The sequence below is a fragment of the Pseudoduganella sp. genome, assembly GCF_041914865.1.
In the GTDB taxonomy this organism is placed as follows: domain Bacteria; phylum Pseudomonadota; class Gammaproteobacteria; order Burkholderiales; family Burkholderiaceae_D; genus Rugamonas.
In genome coordinates, this window is the sequence record NZ_JAYSCO010000039.1 from 1 (window position 1) to 16,756 (window position 16,756).

At 61.2% G+C, this 16,756-nt stretch carries 14 protein-coding genes; 11 read left to right on the forward strand and 3 right to left on the reverse strand.

Annotated features, from left to right (window positions below; translation table 11 throughout):
* The first annotated feature begins 441 nt into the window (after positions 1-441).
* Both ACE3TQ_RS17575 and ACE3TQ_RS17580 read left to right on the forward strand, forming a co-directional pair.
* Positions 442-717, forward strand: a complete 276-nt coding sequence (locus tag ACE3TQ_RS17575; RefSeq protein ID WP_374583583.1) for a hypothetical protein — start codon at positions 442-444, stop codon at positions 715-717.
* A 20-nt stretch (positions 718-737) separates the two neighbouring features.
* Positions 738-1,247 (forward strand): hypothetical protein, encoded by a 510-nt coding sequence (locus ACE3TQ_RS17580; protein ID WP_374583584.1) that lies wholly within the window; start codon positions 738-740, stop codon positions 1,245-1,247.
* A gap of 60 nt (positions 1,248-1,307) precedes the next feature.
* Here ACE3TQ_RS17580 and ACE3TQ_RS17585 read toward each other — a convergent pair whose 3' ends face one another.
* Entirely contained in the window at positions 1,308-2,306 is a 999-nt protein-coding gene (locus ACE3TQ_RS17585; RefSeq protein ID WP_374583585.1) for a DUF4214 domain-containing protein, read from the reverse strand.
* A gap of 213 nt (positions 2,307-2,519) precedes the next feature.
* Here ACE3TQ_RS17585 and ACE3TQ_RS17590 point away from each other — a divergent pair, with 213 nt between their 5' ends.
* From ACE3TQ_RS17590 to ACE3TQ_RS17615, 6 genes are read left to right on the forward strand one after another with little or no spacing between them, the layout of a single operon-like run.
* The gene (locus tag ACE3TQ_RS17590) at positions 2,520-3,215 is read left to right on the forward strand and encodes a hypothetical protein (RefSeq protein ID WP_374583586.1); all 696 of its coding nucleotides are present in this window, start codon (positions 2,520-2,522) and stop codon (positions 3,213-3,215) included.
* A gap of 25 nt (positions 3,216-3,240) precedes the next feature.
* A complete protein-coding gene (locus ACE3TQ_RS17595) occupies positions 3,241-5,436 on the forward strand; it encodes a hypothetical protein (protein ID WP_374583587.1) in 2,196 nt (731 codons plus the stop codon).
* The gene (locus ACE3TQ_RS17600) at positions 5,436-7,142 is read left to right on the forward strand and encodes a LeoA/HP0731 family dynamin-like GTPase (protein ID WP_374583588.1); all 1,707 of its coding nucleotides are present in this window, start codon (positions 5,436-5,438) and stop codon (positions 7,140-7,142) included. The genes ACE3TQ_RS17595 and ACE3TQ_RS17600 overlap by 1 nt, the downstream gene beginning before the upstream one ends.
* A 23-nt stretch (positions 7,143-7,165) precedes the next feature.
* Positions 7,166-8,455 carry a hypothetical protein gene (locus tag ACE3TQ_RS17605; protein WP_374583589.1) on the forward strand — a complete coding sequence of 430 codons (1,290 nt, stop codon included), beginning with the start codon at positions 7,166-7,168 and terminating at the stop codon, positions 8,453-8,455.
* Positions 8,448-10,430, forward strand: a complete 1,983-nt coding sequence (locus ACE3TQ_RS17610; protein WP_374583590.1) for a hypothetical protein — start codon at positions 8,448-8,450, stop codon at positions 10,428-10,430. Before ACE3TQ_RS17605 ends, ACE3TQ_RS17610 begins: the two co-directional genes overlap by 8 nt.
* On the forward strand, positions 10,427-13,021 hold the full coding sequence (locus ACE3TQ_RS17615; RefSeq protein WP_374583591.1) for a DEAD/DEAH box helicase: 2,595 nt from the start codon (positions 10,427-10,429) through the stop codon (positions 13,019-13,021). Before ACE3TQ_RS17610 ends, ACE3TQ_RS17615 begins: the two co-directional genes overlap by 4 nt.
* 40 nt (positions 13,022-13,061) lie before the next feature.
* On the opposite strand, the gene ACE3TQ_RS17620 is transcribed toward ACE3TQ_RS17615, so the two are convergent.
* Positions 13,062-13,943 carry a sulfurtransferase gene (locus tag ACE3TQ_RS17620; protein ID WP_374583592.1) on the reverse strand — a complete coding sequence of 294 codons (882 nt, stop codon included), beginning with the start codon at positions 13,941-13,943 and terminating at the stop codon, positions 13,062-13,064.
* Positions 13,944-14,081: 138 nt separating this feature from the next.
* Between ACE3TQ_RS17620 and ACE3TQ_RS17625 the strand changes: the two genes are divergently transcribed.
* The gene (locus ACE3TQ_RS17625) at positions 14,082-14,276 is read left to right on the forward strand and encodes a hypothetical protein (protein WP_374583593.1); all 195 of its coding nucleotides are present in this window, start codon (positions 14,082-14,084) and stop codon (positions 14,274-14,276) included.
* Positions 14,277-14,346: 70 nt separating this feature from the next.
* The gene (locus ACE3TQ_RS17630) at positions 14,347-14,973 is read left to right on the forward strand and encodes a hypothetical protein (protein WP_374583594.1); all 627 of its coding nucleotides are present in this window, start codon (positions 14,347-14,349) and stop codon (positions 14,971-14,973) included.
* 224 nt (positions 14,974-15,197) lie between these two features.
* On the opposite strand, the gene ACE3TQ_RS17635 is transcribed toward ACE3TQ_RS17630, so the two are convergent.
* Complete coding sequence (locus ACE3TQ_RS17635) at positions 15,198-15,656, reverse strand: RidA family protein (RefSeq protein ID WP_374583595.1); 459 nt, start codon at positions 15,654-15,656, stop codon at positions 15,198-15,200.
* Positions 15,657-16,147: 491 nt separating this feature from the next.
* Between ACE3TQ_RS17635 and ACE3TQ_RS17640 the strand changes: the two genes are divergently transcribed.
* Entirely contained in the window at positions 16,148-16,750 is a 603-nt protein-coding gene (locus ACE3TQ_RS17640) for a MaoC/PaaZ C-terminal domain-containing protein (protein WP_374583596.1), read from the forward strand.
* Positions 16,751-16,756 lie beyond the last annotated feature (6 nt).

Genomic DNA, 16,756 nt, shown 5'->3' on the forward strand with positions numbered 1-16,756 from the left:
TTCTCCGTCGCGGACGTGCGACGCTGGCTGCAGGAATCCCCGCCCTTTAGGGCGGTGAGGACGTCAACAAGTAAGGTCTTGGCGAAATGAGGATCGCGTTCGGCACGCTCCAGGATCGTTTCTTTGAAATTGGGGGGCAGTGCCATGATGTATTCTTCTTTTTAAGTTTGCGCGCCCGGGATCTTTGGACGGACTGATCCTCGCGAACGTATTCCACAATGTCGATCTTCATTCGACTAGGGTAACGAAAAAGTTACCAAGTGGCGGATCCTGGAATCGAGCAAGGTGAAGCTAACCCAGCAAAATCCGCCAGCTTTCTTTCCGGGGCGCCTGTGTCAAACGGCTGGATGCACGCTGCCCGCAATTTGTGATGCCGCGCGTTTGGGCTACAATCATGGCCCTCTGGCCGATTTACGGCATAAACCATATAAAGGAAATAACGTGAGTCTCCCGCAGTACATTACGATCAATGGCACCTCCTACGCATCCGCAAAACTGTCCGACGCTGCCAAGCAGCAGGCGGTGAACATCCAGGCGGTGGATGCCGAACTGGCGCGCCTGCAGCAGCAGATCGCCTTCATCCAGACCGCGCGCAACGCCTATTCGGCGGCGCTGATCGAGGCGGTGAAGGGCAAGGCCGGCGAGGCCGCCGCTGCCAAGGAAGAAAAGCCGAAGAAGCCGCGCGCACCGCGCAAGCCTAAGGCTAAAGCAGAGTAATCAGCGGGGATCGCCTGGTCATGGCCCATATTCTGGAACGCGTCACCACCGTCTTCAGCCCGGAAGAGGACCGCATCCGCATTGCCGGCGCGCGGCAGGATGGGCAGCAGGTGGTGATTTGGGTGACCAGGCGTTTGCTGGGCTTCCTGCTGCCGCATTTGCTGCAGCGCCTGGACGGGCAGTTCGCCAGCACGCCGCCCGAATTGCGCGACACCATGCAGGAGTTTGCGCAGCAGACGGCGCGCAGCGCCTTAGGGGAATCGGCGCCGGTCGTTGCGGCGCAGGATGACGAGGTGCTGCTGGCAAGTGCCATAGATATCGGCCAGACCGAGGTCGGCGTCTTGCTGACCTTCCGTGATGGCGGCGAAAAGTCCTTCAGCCTGCCGCTGGCCAGTGAGAATCTGCGCCAGTGGCTGCACATCCTCTACCAGGCCGACCGGGCCGCCAATTGGCAGTTGCCGCAATGGCCTGCCTGGCTGACGGGCGAAACCGGCGCCGCTGGCGCCGGCTCGTCCTTGTCATTGCATTAGCATGCATGGCTGGCGCGGCTTGCGCCCGGCGCGGGGCGCCGCTCCATGCCTTTCTCTGCCTTAACGGCTGGTGCGGTTGGCGCGCAGCGAGCCGGACATGCCCAGGCCGCTCCAGATGCCGGTCAAGGTGCCGCTGGCGGTCAAAGTACCGCTGAAGTTCAATGGTCCCATGCTGCCGGCCAGTGGTACCGATGTGCCGCTGGCATTGCCCAGGTCACCGGTAATGACCAGGGTCACGCCGGAAGTGGTCGAGCTGCCGTTGCCGGTGATCTTGCCGTTGCTGGCTACGGTGAAGGTGAAGGTGCCCAGGTCGGAGCCGTCGTAGTTGCCCGCGTAGTTGCCGGCAAAGTTCGATGCCGGGGCGGTCGGCGTCATCGCCTGGACGGTGCTGTCGATGGTGGCGCGGAAGCCTTCCAGCGTGGTGTCGGCTTTGACCTTGCGCAGCATGTCGCGCGCCAGCGCGGCGGCGGCATCGCCCGAGTAGACGTTAACGCCCACCAGCTGGGTGAAGACGGCGCTGTTGGCCGTCTTATTGTTGATCACCTGCGCGTCCAGCAGGCCTTGCGGGGTTTTGTTGTCCAGCGCGCCAGTCAGGATCGACAGCGCGGCTTTGGCACGCGTTAGCTGGCCGCTGTTGATTGCGTTGACCCAGTAGGCCTTTCCTTCGCTGTCCGGCTCGCGGTTCAGCAAATTCACATAGATCGATCGCACGAAGGCGCCGGTGTCGCCGGTGTACAGGGCTTGCGATTCGGCGCTCACGGCGAAGGAGTTCACGACCGTTTGCAAAGCGCTGCTGCCCGCGTACGCGGCATTCAGGTGCTGCGCGGTTTCCCCCTTGTTGATGATCTGCAGCTGCTGCTTGAAATTGGCGAGGCCGCCGGCGTCCGCGGGGCGGCCGAAGTATGCAATGTAGAGCTGCTGGACAACAGGTCCGTAGTCGACGGCGACGGCGGAGCCTTGGCGCATCTGCTGGGTCTTGTGCTCGGCAGTGGAGGTATCACCACCGCCGCAGGCCGACAGGCCAAGCGCGAGCAGCAGGGGGACTAGGTATCGCAACATATTCTTCCTCAAGGAATTTACACAGCTTGCGATTTTGGCATTTTTCTATTGCCACTTCAACAAATTTTCCTGCCTGCAAGTCACTTTCGGCCGCGCGCGCAGCTGCGACACGGCTTGTCGCACGCATAATCATAATTTCTCTTAAACAACCACAATTGTCTGTGACAAATGGTTAGTTTCGGAATGAAATAATGATTCTATAATGCAAGTAATATGGACATTCTTAATCTCAAAGAAGCCCTCTCAAAGCTGGAATCCGTTGGCGAGCGCCTGCTCGATAGCCGTGTTGAGCCGCTGGTGGAAAAGTCGATCAAGCAGTTGAGCGCGGAAGTGAAAAGCTCGATTGAGGATGCCAGCAAACGGGTGGAGCACAACGTCACCGTCCTTTCAAATGAAGTCCACAACCATCGTTCGATCACGGCGGAACAGATTCGCAACCTGATCGATTATTCGGCGGACAAGTTCGGCGTCATGCTCGACCAGCGCATCGCGCTCATGAAGGCGGAAGTCTCGGACCTGATCAACGAGAAGACCGAGAAGGTCAAAAAAGAGCTGGAGCTGGCCGCCGTTGCCAGCCGCCGCGCGCTCTATGTCAATGCAGCGATCTCATTCGGCCTGGCCGCCCTGGTCGCCGTGCTCAGTTTCATCTACCGCCGCACTGCTGCCGGCGAACTGGATCCATTCTTGGTCTACCGCGTGATGGTGGCAGGCTGTGGCACGTTCACCGCCGTACTCGGCCTGCTGAAAGTGATCCAGCGCTGGCGCGCCATGGAACCGGTCAAGAAGGGTATTGCCACCGTGGCGCTGGGCTACTTTGGCGTGCTGCGCCCGAACGGGGCCGTGGGTTTGTTTGCATTGAGTTTGTTTTTCCTGGCCTGCTGGGCCGCCCTGCAGTTTTACACAGCATAAATCAACGAAAAGGAACTGAGAGCTTATGGAGTTGAAGTCGCCAGAGGATATTTACGCCAGCGTATCGAATGAGGTGGACGTTATCCTCGCCAAGTTGAAAACGCTTTCGTCCGACAAGGAAATTGCGAGCGCCAAGGAAAAGGCCGAGGAGATCTTTGGAGCGCTGAGCGTTGAGCTGAAAGACAATATCGAGTCCTTAAAGCGCAACGCGGAGTGGAACACCTTCACCATCGCGTTCTATGGCGAGACCAACGCCGGCAAGTCCTCCATCATCGAGACCATGCGGATGATGTTGCAGGAGCCGGGCAAAGTGAAGCAGCAGGCTGAATTCAAGGCCCTGCAGGAACGCCTTGGCATTACCCCGGCGCGGCTGCAGGCGATGGCCGCTGCGGTGGCGGAGGCCGAGCAGAAAACCGAAAAGCTCAAGCAGGAACTCGACCAGGCGGACGCTGCGCATAGCGGCGAGATCCAACGCCTCGGCGCCCAGATCAAGGTGCTGCAGGAGATCATCCAGGAGCACAAGCAGGCTGCCTCGCTCTGGCAAAAATTGCTCGACCTGTTCATCAAGCGTCCGGAGGAGAAGCAAAGCCAGGCGCTGGCCATCGAGTTGCGCACGCGTGAGAATACCCGCCGTGTGGAGACGGCCGGCCTGCAGCAACAGCACGCCGACGCGCAGCAGAAGTATGAGGCCAGCAAGCAGGTGCTGGCGGAAGCCAATGCGTCCATGGCGCAACTGGCGCAGCATGCCGATGGTGCGATCATTGGCAAGGGCGGGAGCGACTTCACACGTGAATCGACGGCTTATGAGTTCACTGCCAACAACCAGAAGTTTGCTTTGCTCGACCTGCCCGGCATCGAAGGGAAAGAGGCCTTGGTCCTCGACGGCGTCTGGGCGGGCGTCAAAAAAGCGCATGCAGTGTTCTACGTGACCGGCAAGGCCGCCGCGCCGCAAAAGGGCGATGGCACGCATGCCGGCACCCTGGAGAAGATCAAGCAGCAGCTGGGCGCCCAGACCGAGGTCTGGACGATCTACAACAAGCGCGTCACCAATCCGATCGCACTGCAAAAGGCCAAACTTGTTGAGGGCGACGAGGAAGCCAGCCTGCGCGATGTCGATGAAAAGATGGCCAGCGTCCTCGGCGAGAACTACCGTGGGCACCTGGCGTTGAGCGCATTCCCCGCCTTCCTGGCCAGCGCCACCTGCCTGGTGCCGGAGTCGGACGAAGCGCGAAACAAGGCCAAGTTCGGCGCCAAGTATAGCGAGGACGAGCTGCTCAAGCGCTCGGGCATGGCAGAGTTCCACGATATCGTGGTCGATAAGCTGGTGCAAGACAGCAAGGCCAAGATCGTCCGTTCCAACTTCAATAAGGCGCATGGTGCGGTTGCCGATGCGACCGACCGCGTGTCAAGCACCCTGAAGGACTCGTTCGAACCGCTGGCCAGCCAGTTGGCGAAAGACGCCGCGCAGGCCCAGAAACAGCTGGACATGTCGTTTGACGCCCTGCGCGGCCGCCTGATCTCGCAAGGGGAAAACGCCGTCACTGAATTCACCGAAAGCGTGCGCAGCGCCATCTACCGGAAGATCGACGGCGACATCAGCAACGATGACTTCAAGGACGATTTCGAGCGCATCATCCGCCGAGAAAAGGAAATGCTGGTCGAAGGCCTGCCGGACAAGATGCAGGGTGAGGTCAAAAAATTCCAGGAGCAGATCAGCGGTGTGGTCGAACGGTTCGAGAGTTTCGCCACTGACCTGATGGACACTTACAGCAACCTGTCGAACACCAGCTTCGGCGAAAAATTCGACTTGAAAATCAAACTCGATAGCGGCATCAACACCGTGGGTCTGCTCAGCACACTCGCCGGTGGGGCGCTGCTGGCGTGGAACCCTTCCGGCTGGGTCATGCTGGCACTGGGCGCCGCCGGCCTGGTGGTCGGCGCCTGGAAGGCGTTCCGCGGTTTCCTCAGCTCGGACTTCAAAAAATCGGAGCAACGCAAATCCGCCGACTCCAACCTGAGCAACATTGATAGCAGGCTGCGCGACTCTTTGCGTGAAACGCTGGACGCCGCGTTGCCGCAACTGCAGCCAAAACTCGACGCTGTGAAGGAAGCGTTGGAGCTGCCGGCGCAGCAGATCGAGCAAATGGCCGCTTTGCTGAAGCAGGCCGAGCGCCAACTGAAGAATATTTCGAACACCATCAAAACGGAAGGAGCCCTGTAATGGAACACACCCTGGACGCGTTCAAGGCGCAGCAGGCGCAGTCGCTGGAACTGCTGAACAAACTGAAGGACTTCCTGCAGCAGGGCGAAGCGGTTGGCGTGGCGATCGATCCGGCACTGCAGAGCAAGCTGGAATCGGCGATCCAGTCGGTCGCTGGCGAGAAACTGCGGGTCGCCCTGGTGGGCGGCTTCTCGGACGGTAAAACTTCCATCGCGGCAGCCTGGATGGAGCGGCTGGATAAGTCGACCATGAACATCAGCCATCAGGAATCGTCCAACGCCGTGCGCCTGTACGATGTGAGCTCGGACTTTGTGCTGATCGACACGCCGGGCCTGTTCGGCTTCAAGGAGCAGGAGAACAGCTCCACCCATGAAATCGAGAAGTACAAGGACATCACCAAGAAGTACGTCAGTGAAGCGCACCTGGTCCTGTACGTGATGGACCCGGCAAACCCGATCAAGGAAAGCCACAAGGACGACCTGGTGTGGCTGTTCCGCACGCTGAACCTATTGCCGCGCACGGTGTTTGTACTGAGCCGCTTCGACCAGGTGGCGGACGTCGAGGACGAAGCCGACTACGCGCGCGGCATGGAGGTGAAGAAGGCCAACGTTACCGGCCGCCTGATCGACCTGATCGCGCTGCAGCCGGAGGAGGCCGCAGCCCTGTCGATCGTCGGCGTGGCCGCCAACCCCTTTGACCTGGGGACCGAACACTGGCTGTCGAACCTGGAACAGTTCAAAGCCCTGTCGCACATTCACACCCTGCAGGATGCAACCCGCAACAAGATCGCGGCCAACGGCGGCGCGCTGGCGGTGGTGCAGGAAATGAAGCGCAGCGTAATCCGCGATGTGCTGTCCAAGCAGCTGCCCATCGCCATCGAGAACGATGAACGCATCGCCGAGGAAGTAAAGAAGCTCGAAAACATGGGCCAGCGCCTGGACAAGCAGCTGAACATCGCCAGGAGCCAGATTTCAGATGTGCGCATCTCGCTGCGCGATTTCGTGGTGCGCTACTTCTCCGGCCTGGTAATGCAAGCCAAGGGCGTCAGCATCGATACGTTCATGGACTTCTTTGAGCGCGAAGTCGGCAGCGAGGGCATTGTTGTTTCCACCCGTTTGCAGAATGAGTTTGAACGCCAGTTGAAGACCGTGACGGAAGACATCGGCAATATGCGGATCAGCTTCGATGCGGAAGTGAGCCATTTCAATTCCGCCGTCAAAGTCATGGGCAAGCAGGGCCTGGACTACCTGGTGCAGAGCAAATTGATCAACAACACCACCGTGCTGGCCACGCGCGATGGCCTGGTCGGCGCGGCAAAATTTGTCGGCTTCGACCTGGGCAAAGTCCTCAAGTTCAAGCCGTGGGGCGCCACCAACCTGGCCAAAAACCTGAACGGCGCACTGGCTGTGTTCGGCCTGGCGATGGAGGCGTGGGACTCCTGGGAGCAAGTCAAACGCGAGCAAGCCTTTGCCAAGGCGCGTGAGGATATCGTCCATCAATTCGAAAGCCAGCGCAAAGAGCTGCTCGACATGCTCAACAGCGAAGATTTCGAGAAGCGCTTCTTCGCGAACTTTGTGGAGCTGGAAAACGATGTCGTCGCGTTGAACAAGCAGGTGGTGGAGCAGCGCGAGAAGCGCTCGCGTTTCCACGCCTGGCGCGAGGCCGGCCAGGCGATCGATGTCGAGTTCCGCGAAGTGAACGCATAAGTGAACGTATAAGGGAACGCTGAATGGGAACTATGGTGTGGGGCTTGCTGGGCCGTGAGTCGCTCGGCTCGGTGCGGCGTGTGCGTACCCTTGGGCTGGGTGCCGCTGTCCGCAATTTCAACGAACTGGCGGTGCCGGGTCTGGGCGGGGTCTGGTTTGCCCGCCAGGTCTTCCTGGCCACGCTCGGCGTTGCCGTCAACGAGCTGGCCCGGCAGGCGGGCAGCCGGACCAGCAATATCCAGGTCGCGAACGCGCTGGAAGCCTTCGGCTGCTGGCACGCACTGGACCGGAGCGGGCGCGCGCGCGATGAGCGGATCAAAGGCAGCGACACGCTGCCGCAAGTGTTGGAAGACTTCAGCTTTGCCAACATCAGCCGCCCCAGCTTCTACATCACCCAGCCCATGCGCATGCAATCCGTGCAGGCCTTGCTGGAGCTTGGCCTGGTCACGTCGAAAGGCCAGCGTTTCAACAGCTATGCGATGACCCCGGCGGGGCGCGCCTTCCTCGATGCGGCATTCCGCGAACTTCCGCTCCCGTACGGTGCGGCGCATCTGACAGCCTTGCAGCAATGGGTTTGCGGTCATGAGCGCAAACTGAATTCGACTGCGACTTGCAAGCTGCTGTCGCCGGTGGAGCCCTTGCCGTTGCCGGCGCGCGAGCAACTGCGGCACCTGCTGGTCAACGGGGTGGGGGAGGAGGCCACCCGCCGCCGCAACCTGCTGGAATGGATGGAAGACCTGCGCCATGGCCGGGTCAAGCCGGACGAGCAACCACGGCAGCTGAGTGCAACGCACTGGCACGACGTGCAAGCCGGGCGCCTTTTCTTCGCGCTGCAGGCGGCCGCCTACGCATTGCTTGAGACGATCGAAGCCTTGCTGGCGCAGCTCACGCCGCACGAAATCGCGCCATCCAGCCTGACCCAGGCGCCAGTGCACTCGGCGCTGGAGAACCTGCGCAACGCCGCCGCAGCCTACCTTGAACATGGCTACGAGGACAAGGCAGGCACCGGGGCCGGCACGTTTGCGGGCGCCTGCACCGACACTTCCGATGCGCGCCTGATCGAAAAGCTGGTCAGCCTTGACGAGCGCGTATTGCGCATGCGCGACGGGCGCATCGTGCCGGGTGCCGCATTCTCGGCGGACGCCCGCCTGGCGAACCGCGAGGCGGCAGAAGAGGAAGGACTGCCGGCAAAGGCGCCGCTGGTACCGGCGGGAGTGTCCTATCGCATCAACAATCTCTACTTGCTGAACCTTGACTTGAATGGCGTCCTGGATGCCGCCCTGGCAAGCGAAGGAGAACAACGCAATGGCTGATCCCGATTTTTCCCCGCTGTCGCTGTCGCAGCATTTCACCGCACCGGACGGTTTCACCGGTGCCTTTGGCTGGGTGTGCGGCTATTCCGCCGACGCCGAATTCATGGACATTGCGGCGGAACGCTTTACCGGGCTGACCAGCGCCGCCCGGGCCGCTGCCGGACGCCTGTACCTGGCCCTGATGCTCGATTCCGGCAGCCGGCAGATCTCGCCTGTGGCGGCGCCCGGTGTCCTGCATATCGCCGCGCTGAAGAGGGTGGGGCCCTATCGCCTGATGCACGCCAAGGTCGCGCTGCTTGGCTATCGGCACAAGGAGGAGGCAGGCCGCTGGCTGCTGCGCCTTGTGGTTTCGACCGGTAACTGGACTTGCCAGACCTTGCGCGATAGCCTGGACCTTGCCTGGCGGGTGGACCTGGACAGCGCGGCGCTGCCGGGACCGGACGATGACGAGCGGCTTGACTGCGCCGACATCGCCGCGGCGTGGGACATGCTGCGCTGGCTGCGCAAGCGCTACGATGCCGACATCTTCGGCATTCAGGACGAAGCCGGCGCGCAGTCCCCCGGCCAGTTGGCGGCCCGGGAACTGGAGCGCTGGATCGCCGCCGCCAGCCGTCGCGGCAAAGACGTGCAGCCACGTTTTATCGATAACCGAGGCATGTCCCTGCTGGACGCCATGGTCGGCACGTTCCCGGATAGGGGCGAGCGCGTCTCGCGCAACTATATTGCGCTGGGCTCAGGCTTCTTCGAAGGGAAGGGCAGCAACGCCGAAGAGCCGGCAGTGCTGCGCCAGATCGTCACCACCCTGCAGGACGAGGGCATGCTGACGAAGAACCCGTATGCGGATGTTTTTGTCGACCCGTCGGCCTGCCAGGCCGTGTCGGCGACGGCGAAAACGATGATCGATAACGGCTGGACCATCCGTGCCGCCGGCCAGCCCAGCGAGCCTGAGCGCAAGCTGCACGCCAAGTTCATTTTCAGCGCGAACCTGCGCTCCACATCGAACAATTGCAGCAGTCCGTGGCTGTATATGGGCTCGGGCAATCTGACGGCGCCGGGCTTCACCAGCCGCGCGTCGGCCAACGGCGGCAACCTGGAAGCCGGCATCGTGCTGGTCCCGGACGAGCTGTATTGGGAAGGCGGCAAGCACGTGGACCCGGCCTGCGTGCTGGGTAACGTGTTGCCGGTCCAGCGCGATCGCAAACTGGAAGACGTCGCCGCCTTGCGGGAAGGCGCCGGCATGGAGGAGCGCGAAGCGGAGTTTGCCGAACTTCCGCTCAGCTATCTTTACTGGCGCGCGGACGATGGCGGCGGCTGGCTCTGCCCGGAGTTGCCGGAAAAGCTGACGGGCACGCAACTGTCCACCAGCACCGGCGAGTGCATCGAGCCGCAGCCTGGCAAAGGGTATTGGTGGCCGGCGGCTATGCCGCGTCAGGTCATGCTGCTGTGGGGGGCTGGCGCGCATCAAGCGCTGGTGCCGGTGATCGACCAGTTTGGCCGCGTTGCCGGCGGCAAGCTGGCCGACCTGGACCTGGATGCCGCCAGTTGGGAATTGAGCCGCTTCCCCGGCACCGGCGACGAGGAAGACCCGCCCGAGGACGATCCGGCCGATCCGGACCAAGGCCAGGAACCGGGCGGCGGCCGGCGCAGTGGCGGCGTTGGCCAATACGCGATGCGCAGGATGATGGCGCTGGTCGAGCAGATCGCCGAAACGCAGTGCGGCCTGAGGCAGGCGGACTGGCAGGCCTGGTGCTATCGCCTGGAGCAGGTGCTGGTACAGGCCCGCCGCAGTGCGGCGCTGGAGGAATTCTCCCGGCTGGGGCTGAACCCTTTCAGTCCGCTCTACCTGCCGGCGTTCCGGCCCGTGTTTGCGGAAAAGAGCGATTCGGAAGCGGGCCTCCTGTATGAAGGCGTATTGCGCCGGGTCGAGCAGGCCTGGGGTGTGGCAGGTTTTGAACCGATGGGAGCTTCAGCATGAAACAGCAATTCAAAGGCTGGCCAGCCGTTGCCCGCGAGCTGCGCGCGCTTGCCGGCAGCAGCGAGGAAAACCTGAATGATGGGCAGCGCGCCAGCTTGCGCGCCATCGCCGACCGTATCGCCGCGCATGGCCTGCTGATCGCCGACGAAGTCGGGATGGGGAAAACGCGCATTGCCGCCGCGCTGGCGCATTGCGTCGTCAAATGCGGCGGGCGCGTTGGCGTGCTGATTCCGCCGGGCCTGGGCTTCCAGTGGCAAGCCGAGTTCCGCGTGTTCGGGCGGGATGTGCCGGAAGTCCTGCGCAGCCTGGACATGTTCCACCAGCGCTGGCGCGGTGCTGGGCAAACACCGTGGTACGAGGAAGATATCGTCATGGTCTCGCACTCGTTCTGCAACTGGAACATGAAATCCGGCACCCAGCGCTTTGCCCTGCTGCCGGAGGTATACGCTTGCTGGAAGAAGGCCGATAAGCGGCGGGTCCCCGGCCACTCGGTGGAGGACGCCAAGACCTGTTTGTGGGGCGGCCAGACGGCGCCGGATATCGTTGCAGCAGTGCCGAGGGACCCGGCGCACCCGGCCTTCAAATGGCTGCAGGAAATCACTGAAAAATACACCTATCCCCAACTGCAGAAGGCGGAGCACTACCAGAAGCACGGCGACCTGCGGCCGGAATTGGCCCGTGCAGTGGGCCTGGGCCTGGGCATGTTCGATCTGCTCCTGATCGACGAAGCCCACAAGAGCCGTGGCGAGATCAGCATGCTGTCACAGTTGTTGGAGCATGTGGTTTTGCGCGCGCCGGACATGCGCCGGGTTGCTATCACGGCGACGCCGGTCGAACTGAATGAAGAGCAGTGGCAGGACACGCTGGCGCGCGTTGGCGTGAAGCAGACTTTCGGCGAAGTGAAGCGTTATGCGGATGCCGTGCGCCAGCTGCGTGGCGCCTGGCGCGCCAATCCGCAGGTCAGGGCCGAGTATGCGGCGGCGGCGAAGGCCTTCCAGGAGGCCCTGTCGCCCTATGTACTGCGGCGCGACAAGCGGAGCGACGCCACCATCCGGCGCTACGCCGAAAAGACCGGATTGCCGGCCGATACCTACCGCGAGGTGGACCGCCACATCCACGTCAAGCTGGACAGCCTGTCGCTTTCCTGGAAGCGCGCAGTTTGCGCGGCGGAGGCGCTCTCCGTCATCAAACCAGGGGCGATCGGCACGCGCGGCAAGCGTTTGCGCCTGACCTTCGGTAATGGCCATGGCATTGCGGGCCTGATCGACCAGTTCAACCAGGATAGTGCCGCTGACCAGGCGCAGCTCAATTACGAGGAGGAGGGCAGCGAGGCGATTGTCGAAAAAGCCGTTTCTGCGGACGACAAGCGCAGCCAGCGCGCGCAATGGTGGTCTGGCGTGATCGCCAATGCGTTTGCCGGGAACAGTGAAGACGTTCTGTACGAGCACCCCGCGATCCAGGCAACGGCAGCGTGTATCGAGAAGCTGGTCGCCGACGGCGAGAAAGTACTGGTGTTTGGCCGCTTTACCAAGCCGATGGAGACCTTGGTCAAGTTCCTGAACGCCTGTGAAATGCTGCGCCGCTTAAATAGCGGCAAATCCTGGCCGCAATCGAAAATCCACGAGGGCGACACGGATGGCGAGCGTGGCGAGTGGCCGGCGGTCAGCGCGGCTTACCGCTGGGTCCACAAAAGGGACATGACCGAAGAAGACCAGCGCCGCATCGCCAGCCAGCTGCGCACCCAGTACGAGCAGCTTGAAGCGGCGCGCAAGCGCTTCCGGGCGCACCTGATGGACCGTCTCGAAGGCGCGCTGGAGAACAGGAGCGCGGCGACGATTTCCTTGTTCCGGGCGTTCCGTGCGCACGCACAGGATGCCGCCGAGCATGGCAGCCTGGCGGCCGTCTCGCGCGCCATGCTGAACCTGCGCCCCGAGTTCCTCACCGCTGAACCGCAAGCGCACGAGCTGGCGGACACCTTCATCGAAGTCCTGCGCGGCGCCATGGACCGCGACGATCCGGAAGCGATGGATGGGGAAATCGAGGCTGGCAATGCGTGGCCGGACATAGCGGAGCGCCTGTCGGACGAGTTCCTGCGGCCAGAAGGCGGCTTCGCACGTTTGATGGATGGCAGCACCAGGCCACATTCGCGCCAGATGCTGCAGCAAGCATTCAACCGCCGTGACAGCTTCCCGCAGGTACTGGTTGCCCAGTCGATGGTGGGACGTGAAGGGTTGAACCTGCACCGTGAATGCCGCACGGTGGTGATGATGCATCCTGAGTGGAACCCGGGTGTGGTGGAACAGCAGATCGGACGGGTTGACCGGGTCGGAAGCTGCTGGAGCAGGCTGCTTGAAAAAGCGCTGGAGGATGGCACGCAGCCGCAGCACTTCCCGCGCATCATGGTGAAGTCAGTGATCTTCGAAGGGACTTACGACGCCAGGCATTGGGAAGTGCTGCAGGAACGCTGGCAGGATTTGCGGGCGCAACTGCACGGCATTCCGATTCCGCAGGGAACGGCAGAAGGCGATGAGGAAGGCCTGCGCCTCATCGGCGAGATCAACGCCGCCGCCCCGGATTTTTCGCCGCGATGAAGTAACGCCGCCGCCCCGCTGTGGCGGGGCGGGTGGTGGCTTAGTGCTTGTCGAAGCAGGCTGGGCAGGATTTGCCCGGCACGTATTCCGGCGCCAGCTGCTGGCGTGGGGTGACCACGGCGCGGCAGGCGAAGCACTGGGTGGTTTCGGTCGGCTGCAGCTGCGGGTTGAGCGCGGTGCGGTAGTCGAACACGAAGCAGTCGCCGGTGTAGTGGGCGCCGCCGACTTCCTCAAAGTACTTGAGGATGCCGCCTTCCAGCTGGTACACGTTGTCGTAGCCAATGTTCTGCATGTGGATCGCAGCTTTTTCGCAGCGGATGCCGCCGGTGCAGAAGGTGACCACGGTCTTGCCTTCGAAATCGGCTTTGTGCTTTTCGATGATCTCCGGGAATTCGGTGAATTTCTTCAGGCGGTAGTCGACGGTGTTGTTGAAGGTGCCGACGTCGACTTCGTAGTCGTTGCGGGTTTCCACCATGACCACCGGCTTGCCGTTGTCATCGTGGCCCTGGTCCAGCCAGCGCTTCAGGGTCTTGGCTTCCACATGCGGGGCGCGGCCTTCTTCCGGCTTGATCAGCGGCATGCGCATGGTGATGATTTCTTTTTTGATGCGCACCAGCATGCGGCGGTGCGATTGCTCGGCCGACAGGCTTTCTTTCACTTCCAGGTCGGCCAGGCGGGCGTCGCTGCGGACCCAGGCCAGGTATTCGTCGATATTGGCGCGGGTGCCGGACAGGAACATATTGATGCCTTCCGGGGTCAGCAGGATGGTGCCTTTCAGGCCCAGGCGGGCGCAGATTTCCTGGTATTGCGGACGCAGTTCGTCCAGCTTGTCCATCGTGATGAACTTGTAGGCTGCGATGTTGACGTAAACGGCTGGTGCCGCGCCGGGCGTTGCAGGCGCGTTTTCGATGGTTGCTTGCATGGGGTTGGTATGAGGTTAAAACCGGAACAGCCGACATTATAGCTGCTCTCTGGCTTCTGCTCAAATATTGGGCAGGTCGACGGAACTTTTCCGGTTCGCTGTTTTCCAATCGTTTCCTTAAGCAGTGGAGGAATGATCATGGACTCGATTGATGAGCAGCGGTTTAAGCGTATGGAAGAGCAGTTGCAGGAGATCCTGCACGTATTGCGCATGCATGCGAACCAGATGGATCACCGATTTACGATGCAAGACGTGCAATCCAAACATTTGGCAGAGATGACGGTTCTTCGTCTCCAGGCGGACATCTTTGAGCGGATGCCTAAGAGGAGCTGACTGAGGTGCATCAATGCGCGCCTCAGCTGCAGGGGAACAATAAGGAATCGCAGTCTTTTTGTGAGGCCACATGGAACTTCCACGTCCTGATGATGATCAAAGCCCTCCAGATCATGAATCGAGGATCACCAAGCTGGAGGTGCGTGTGCAAGACCTTTCGGTTGAGCTTAAATTGCTCAGGCAGTTAGTCGAGGATGGTTTTGCTGCGCAGAACGCGCGTATCGATGCATTGCCTGGGCAAATTCTCTCGGTTGTGAGCGCAGAATTGACTGAAAAGCTCGCCGCCCAGAACGAAGCACATATTCTGGGAAACGAAGAGTTTAGAATGGCTATTGAAGCCAGGCTCGAGGTGTGGCGGGCTGAGAATGATCGAAAGCTTGAGACGTGGCGCAAGAAGAACGATTCGAAGCTCGAAGCTTGGCGCAAGGACAACGATTCAAAGCTCGAAACTTGGCGCAAGGACAATGATTCAAGGCTCGAGACGTGGCGCCGTGAGAACGATTTAAAGCTTGAGACGTTGAGCGGGAAGGGGGATTCAAAGCTGGAGACCTGGCGTAAGGAGAACGATTCCAAGCTCGAGAAGTGGCGCAAAGAAAATGATGCGAAGTTTGATGAGTGGCGCCGGGAGATGCGGCTTTGGTTCAGGTTAATGGTTGGTATTCTGATCACGGCCATGGTGGCGTCCTTTTTCACTTGAGCTGTACTAGCTCAGACTTAATATGACACCGCGTGCTAGTTGGGAGGCGGCTTCCGCCCCCCTTGCGGCCGCCCAATTCATCGCCGTATCTGACCTCGACCAATGTAGCTCGGTATGATCGCCTCAGTCATCGTGTTCGCCCACGGCAATTCATTGATCGAACTTTCGACCAACGGGTTTAACGTGGGCTGCCTTTCAAAGTCCAGCGCTTCATCGATGGTTTTCTAAACGGTTACGTCATCTGGGAGAACCGCACGAAACGTTATCTCAATAAGCTGCTGCGGAAACGCAAGCCGGCTAACGCCGATCAGATTACTTGCGCATTGCGGAAAATCATTACCATAGACCGCTTTCCTGACTTTTCCCGCTACCTCAAACGCTGCATCGACATCAAGAACATAAAGAGTCTCCTCGACGACGTTATCTAGCGTCGCACCAAATTGAGCCAACAAGGCGATCGTGTTCAAGTAGGTCTGCCGCATCTGTTGTTCCATGCCGGAGAAGTCAGTTGGCTTGCCATTGGCATCGAGTGTCGCCGGGGCAACTAGAACACCCTCGTGGTCATGGCCCAGTTGGCCTGACACGTAGATGACGTCCTTTACCTTGACCGCCTGGTTGTACCCGTAGATGCCTTCCCAGGCAACGCCATGATTGGCAAATGTTTTATTGAGAGTTCTCGTCATAGTGGTCCACTGGTTAGTTAGTCTCTTCGCTTCCGTTTGCGCGACCTCTTCGGTTCGCAAGCACATACAGTGCAATTTTCAGCGAGCGAATCCAAAACCGCATCCCTAATTAGAGGGAGGGAAAAGAACCGCGTCTACCTGGACGTCCGCAACTGGACGTTTTCGGACCAAGCGAGACTCTATCCCATCTGACAGTCAATATCAGATCAAGTTTGAGCCACTACACTTGAGCGCTGCTTGCTGGCATAAGGCAAAATAGTGGGATGACAACTTTCCCCAACCTTCCTCCGGCCGGGCCGGCGACCTTGCTGCGGGCTCTGTTCAAGGGCGCGCGGTCGAGCCGGGCGCCGGTCGAAATGACCTCGACCTTTTCGCTCGATAAGATCGATGCCGATTCGCTGAAGCGGTACAACGCCTTGCTCGGCTTTGCGCCCGATGCGCTGCCGATTACCTTCTACTATCTGCCGACCCAGCGGGCGCATTTGGCGACGATGTTGGGACCGGAGTTTCCCTTCCGCCTGGCGGGCATGGTGCACGTGGAGAACGACATCCGTGAGCAGCAGCGGCCCGACCTGGCGCTGCCGATGGAGCTGGCCACGCGGGTGGTGGTGGAGCCGCCGGCGGAGAATGGGGCGCGCTATTGTGAGCTGCTGACGGTGGGCACGCAGCAGGGGCAGACCGTGTTCGAGTGTCGCAGCCGCTACCTGGCGGTGCGCGGCAGGCGGCGGGCGGAAGGTGGGGCCCGCGCCGCAGTGCCGCCAGTGGCGGAAGGGCGCGCGGTGGGTGAGTGGTTACTCGCGGCGGATGCGGGACGGCGCTATGCGGCGGTGTCGGGCGATTGGAACCCGATCCACCTGTGGCCATGGTCGGCGCGCTTGCTGGGGATGAAGGCGCCGATAATCCACGGCATGCATTCGGTGGCCAAGGCGTGCGCTTTGCTGGAGCAGGCGGAAGGACGCCGCCTGGGCGCGATCTCGGCCCGTTTCAAGGCGCCGATTCCGCTCGGCTCGCAGGTGGAGCTGCGGCTGGGGGAAGCGGGTACTTACCAGCTCCGCGCGGGCGCGGCGCTGGCGGTGGAGGGAAGCTGGCGCTGATGCTTC

Bases quoted from the DNA above. Each gene is read 5' to 3' on its own strand.
- ACE3TQ_RS17580 (WP_374583584.1), top strand. From the start codon at position 738: ATGGCCCATATTCTGGAACGCGTCACCACCGTCTTCAGCCCGGAAGAG.
- ACE3TQ_RS17585 (WP_374583585.1), bottom strand. From the start codon at position 2,306: ATGTTGCGATACCTAGTCCCCCTGCTGCTCGCGCTTGGCCTGTCGGCC.
- ACE3TQ_RS17590 (WP_374583586.1), top strand. From the start codon at position 2,520: ATGGACATTCTTAATCTCAAAGAAGCCCTCTCAAAGCTGGAATCCGTT.
- ACE3TQ_RS17595 (WP_374583587.1), top strand. From the start codon at position 3,241: ATGGAGTTGAAGTCGCCAGAGGATATTTACGCCAGCGTATCGAATGAG.
- ACE3TQ_RS17600 (WP_374583588.1), top strand. From the start codon at position 5,436: ATGGAACACACCCTGGACGCGTTCAAGGCGCAGCAGGCGCAGTCGCTG.
- ACE3TQ_RS17605 (WP_374583589.1), top strand. From the start codon at position 7,166: ATGGGAACTATGGTGTGGGGCTTGCTGGGCCGTGAGTCGCTCGGCTCG.
- ACE3TQ_RS17610 (WP_374583590.1), top strand. From the start codon at position 8,448: ATGGCTGATCCCGATTTTTCCCCGCTGTCGCTGTCGCAGCATTTCACC.
- ACE3TQ_RS17615 (WP_374583591.1), top strand. From the start codon at position 10,427: ATGAAACAGCAATTCAAAGGCTGGCCAGCCGTTGCCCGCGAGCTGCGC.
- ACE3TQ_RS17620 (WP_374583592.1), bottom strand. From the start codon at position 13,943: ATGCAAGCAACCATCGAAAACGCGCCTGCAACGCCCGGCGCGGCACCA.
- ACE3TQ_RS17625 (WP_374583593.1), top strand. From the start codon at position 14,082: ATGGACTCGATTGATGAGCAGCGGTTTAAGCGTATGGAAGAGCAGTTG.
- ACE3TQ_RS17630 (WP_374583594.1), top strand. From the start codon at position 14,347: ATGGAACTTCCACGTCCTGATGATGATCAAAGCCCTCCAGATCATGAA.
- ACE3TQ_RS17635 (WP_374583595.1), bottom strand. From the start codon at position 15,656: ATGACGAGAACTCTCAATAAAACATTTGCCAATCATGGCGTTGCCTGG.
- ACE3TQ_RS17640 (WP_374583596.1), top strand. From the start codon at position 16,148: ATGTTGGGACCGGAGTTTCCCTTCCGCCTGGCGGGCATGGTGCACGTG.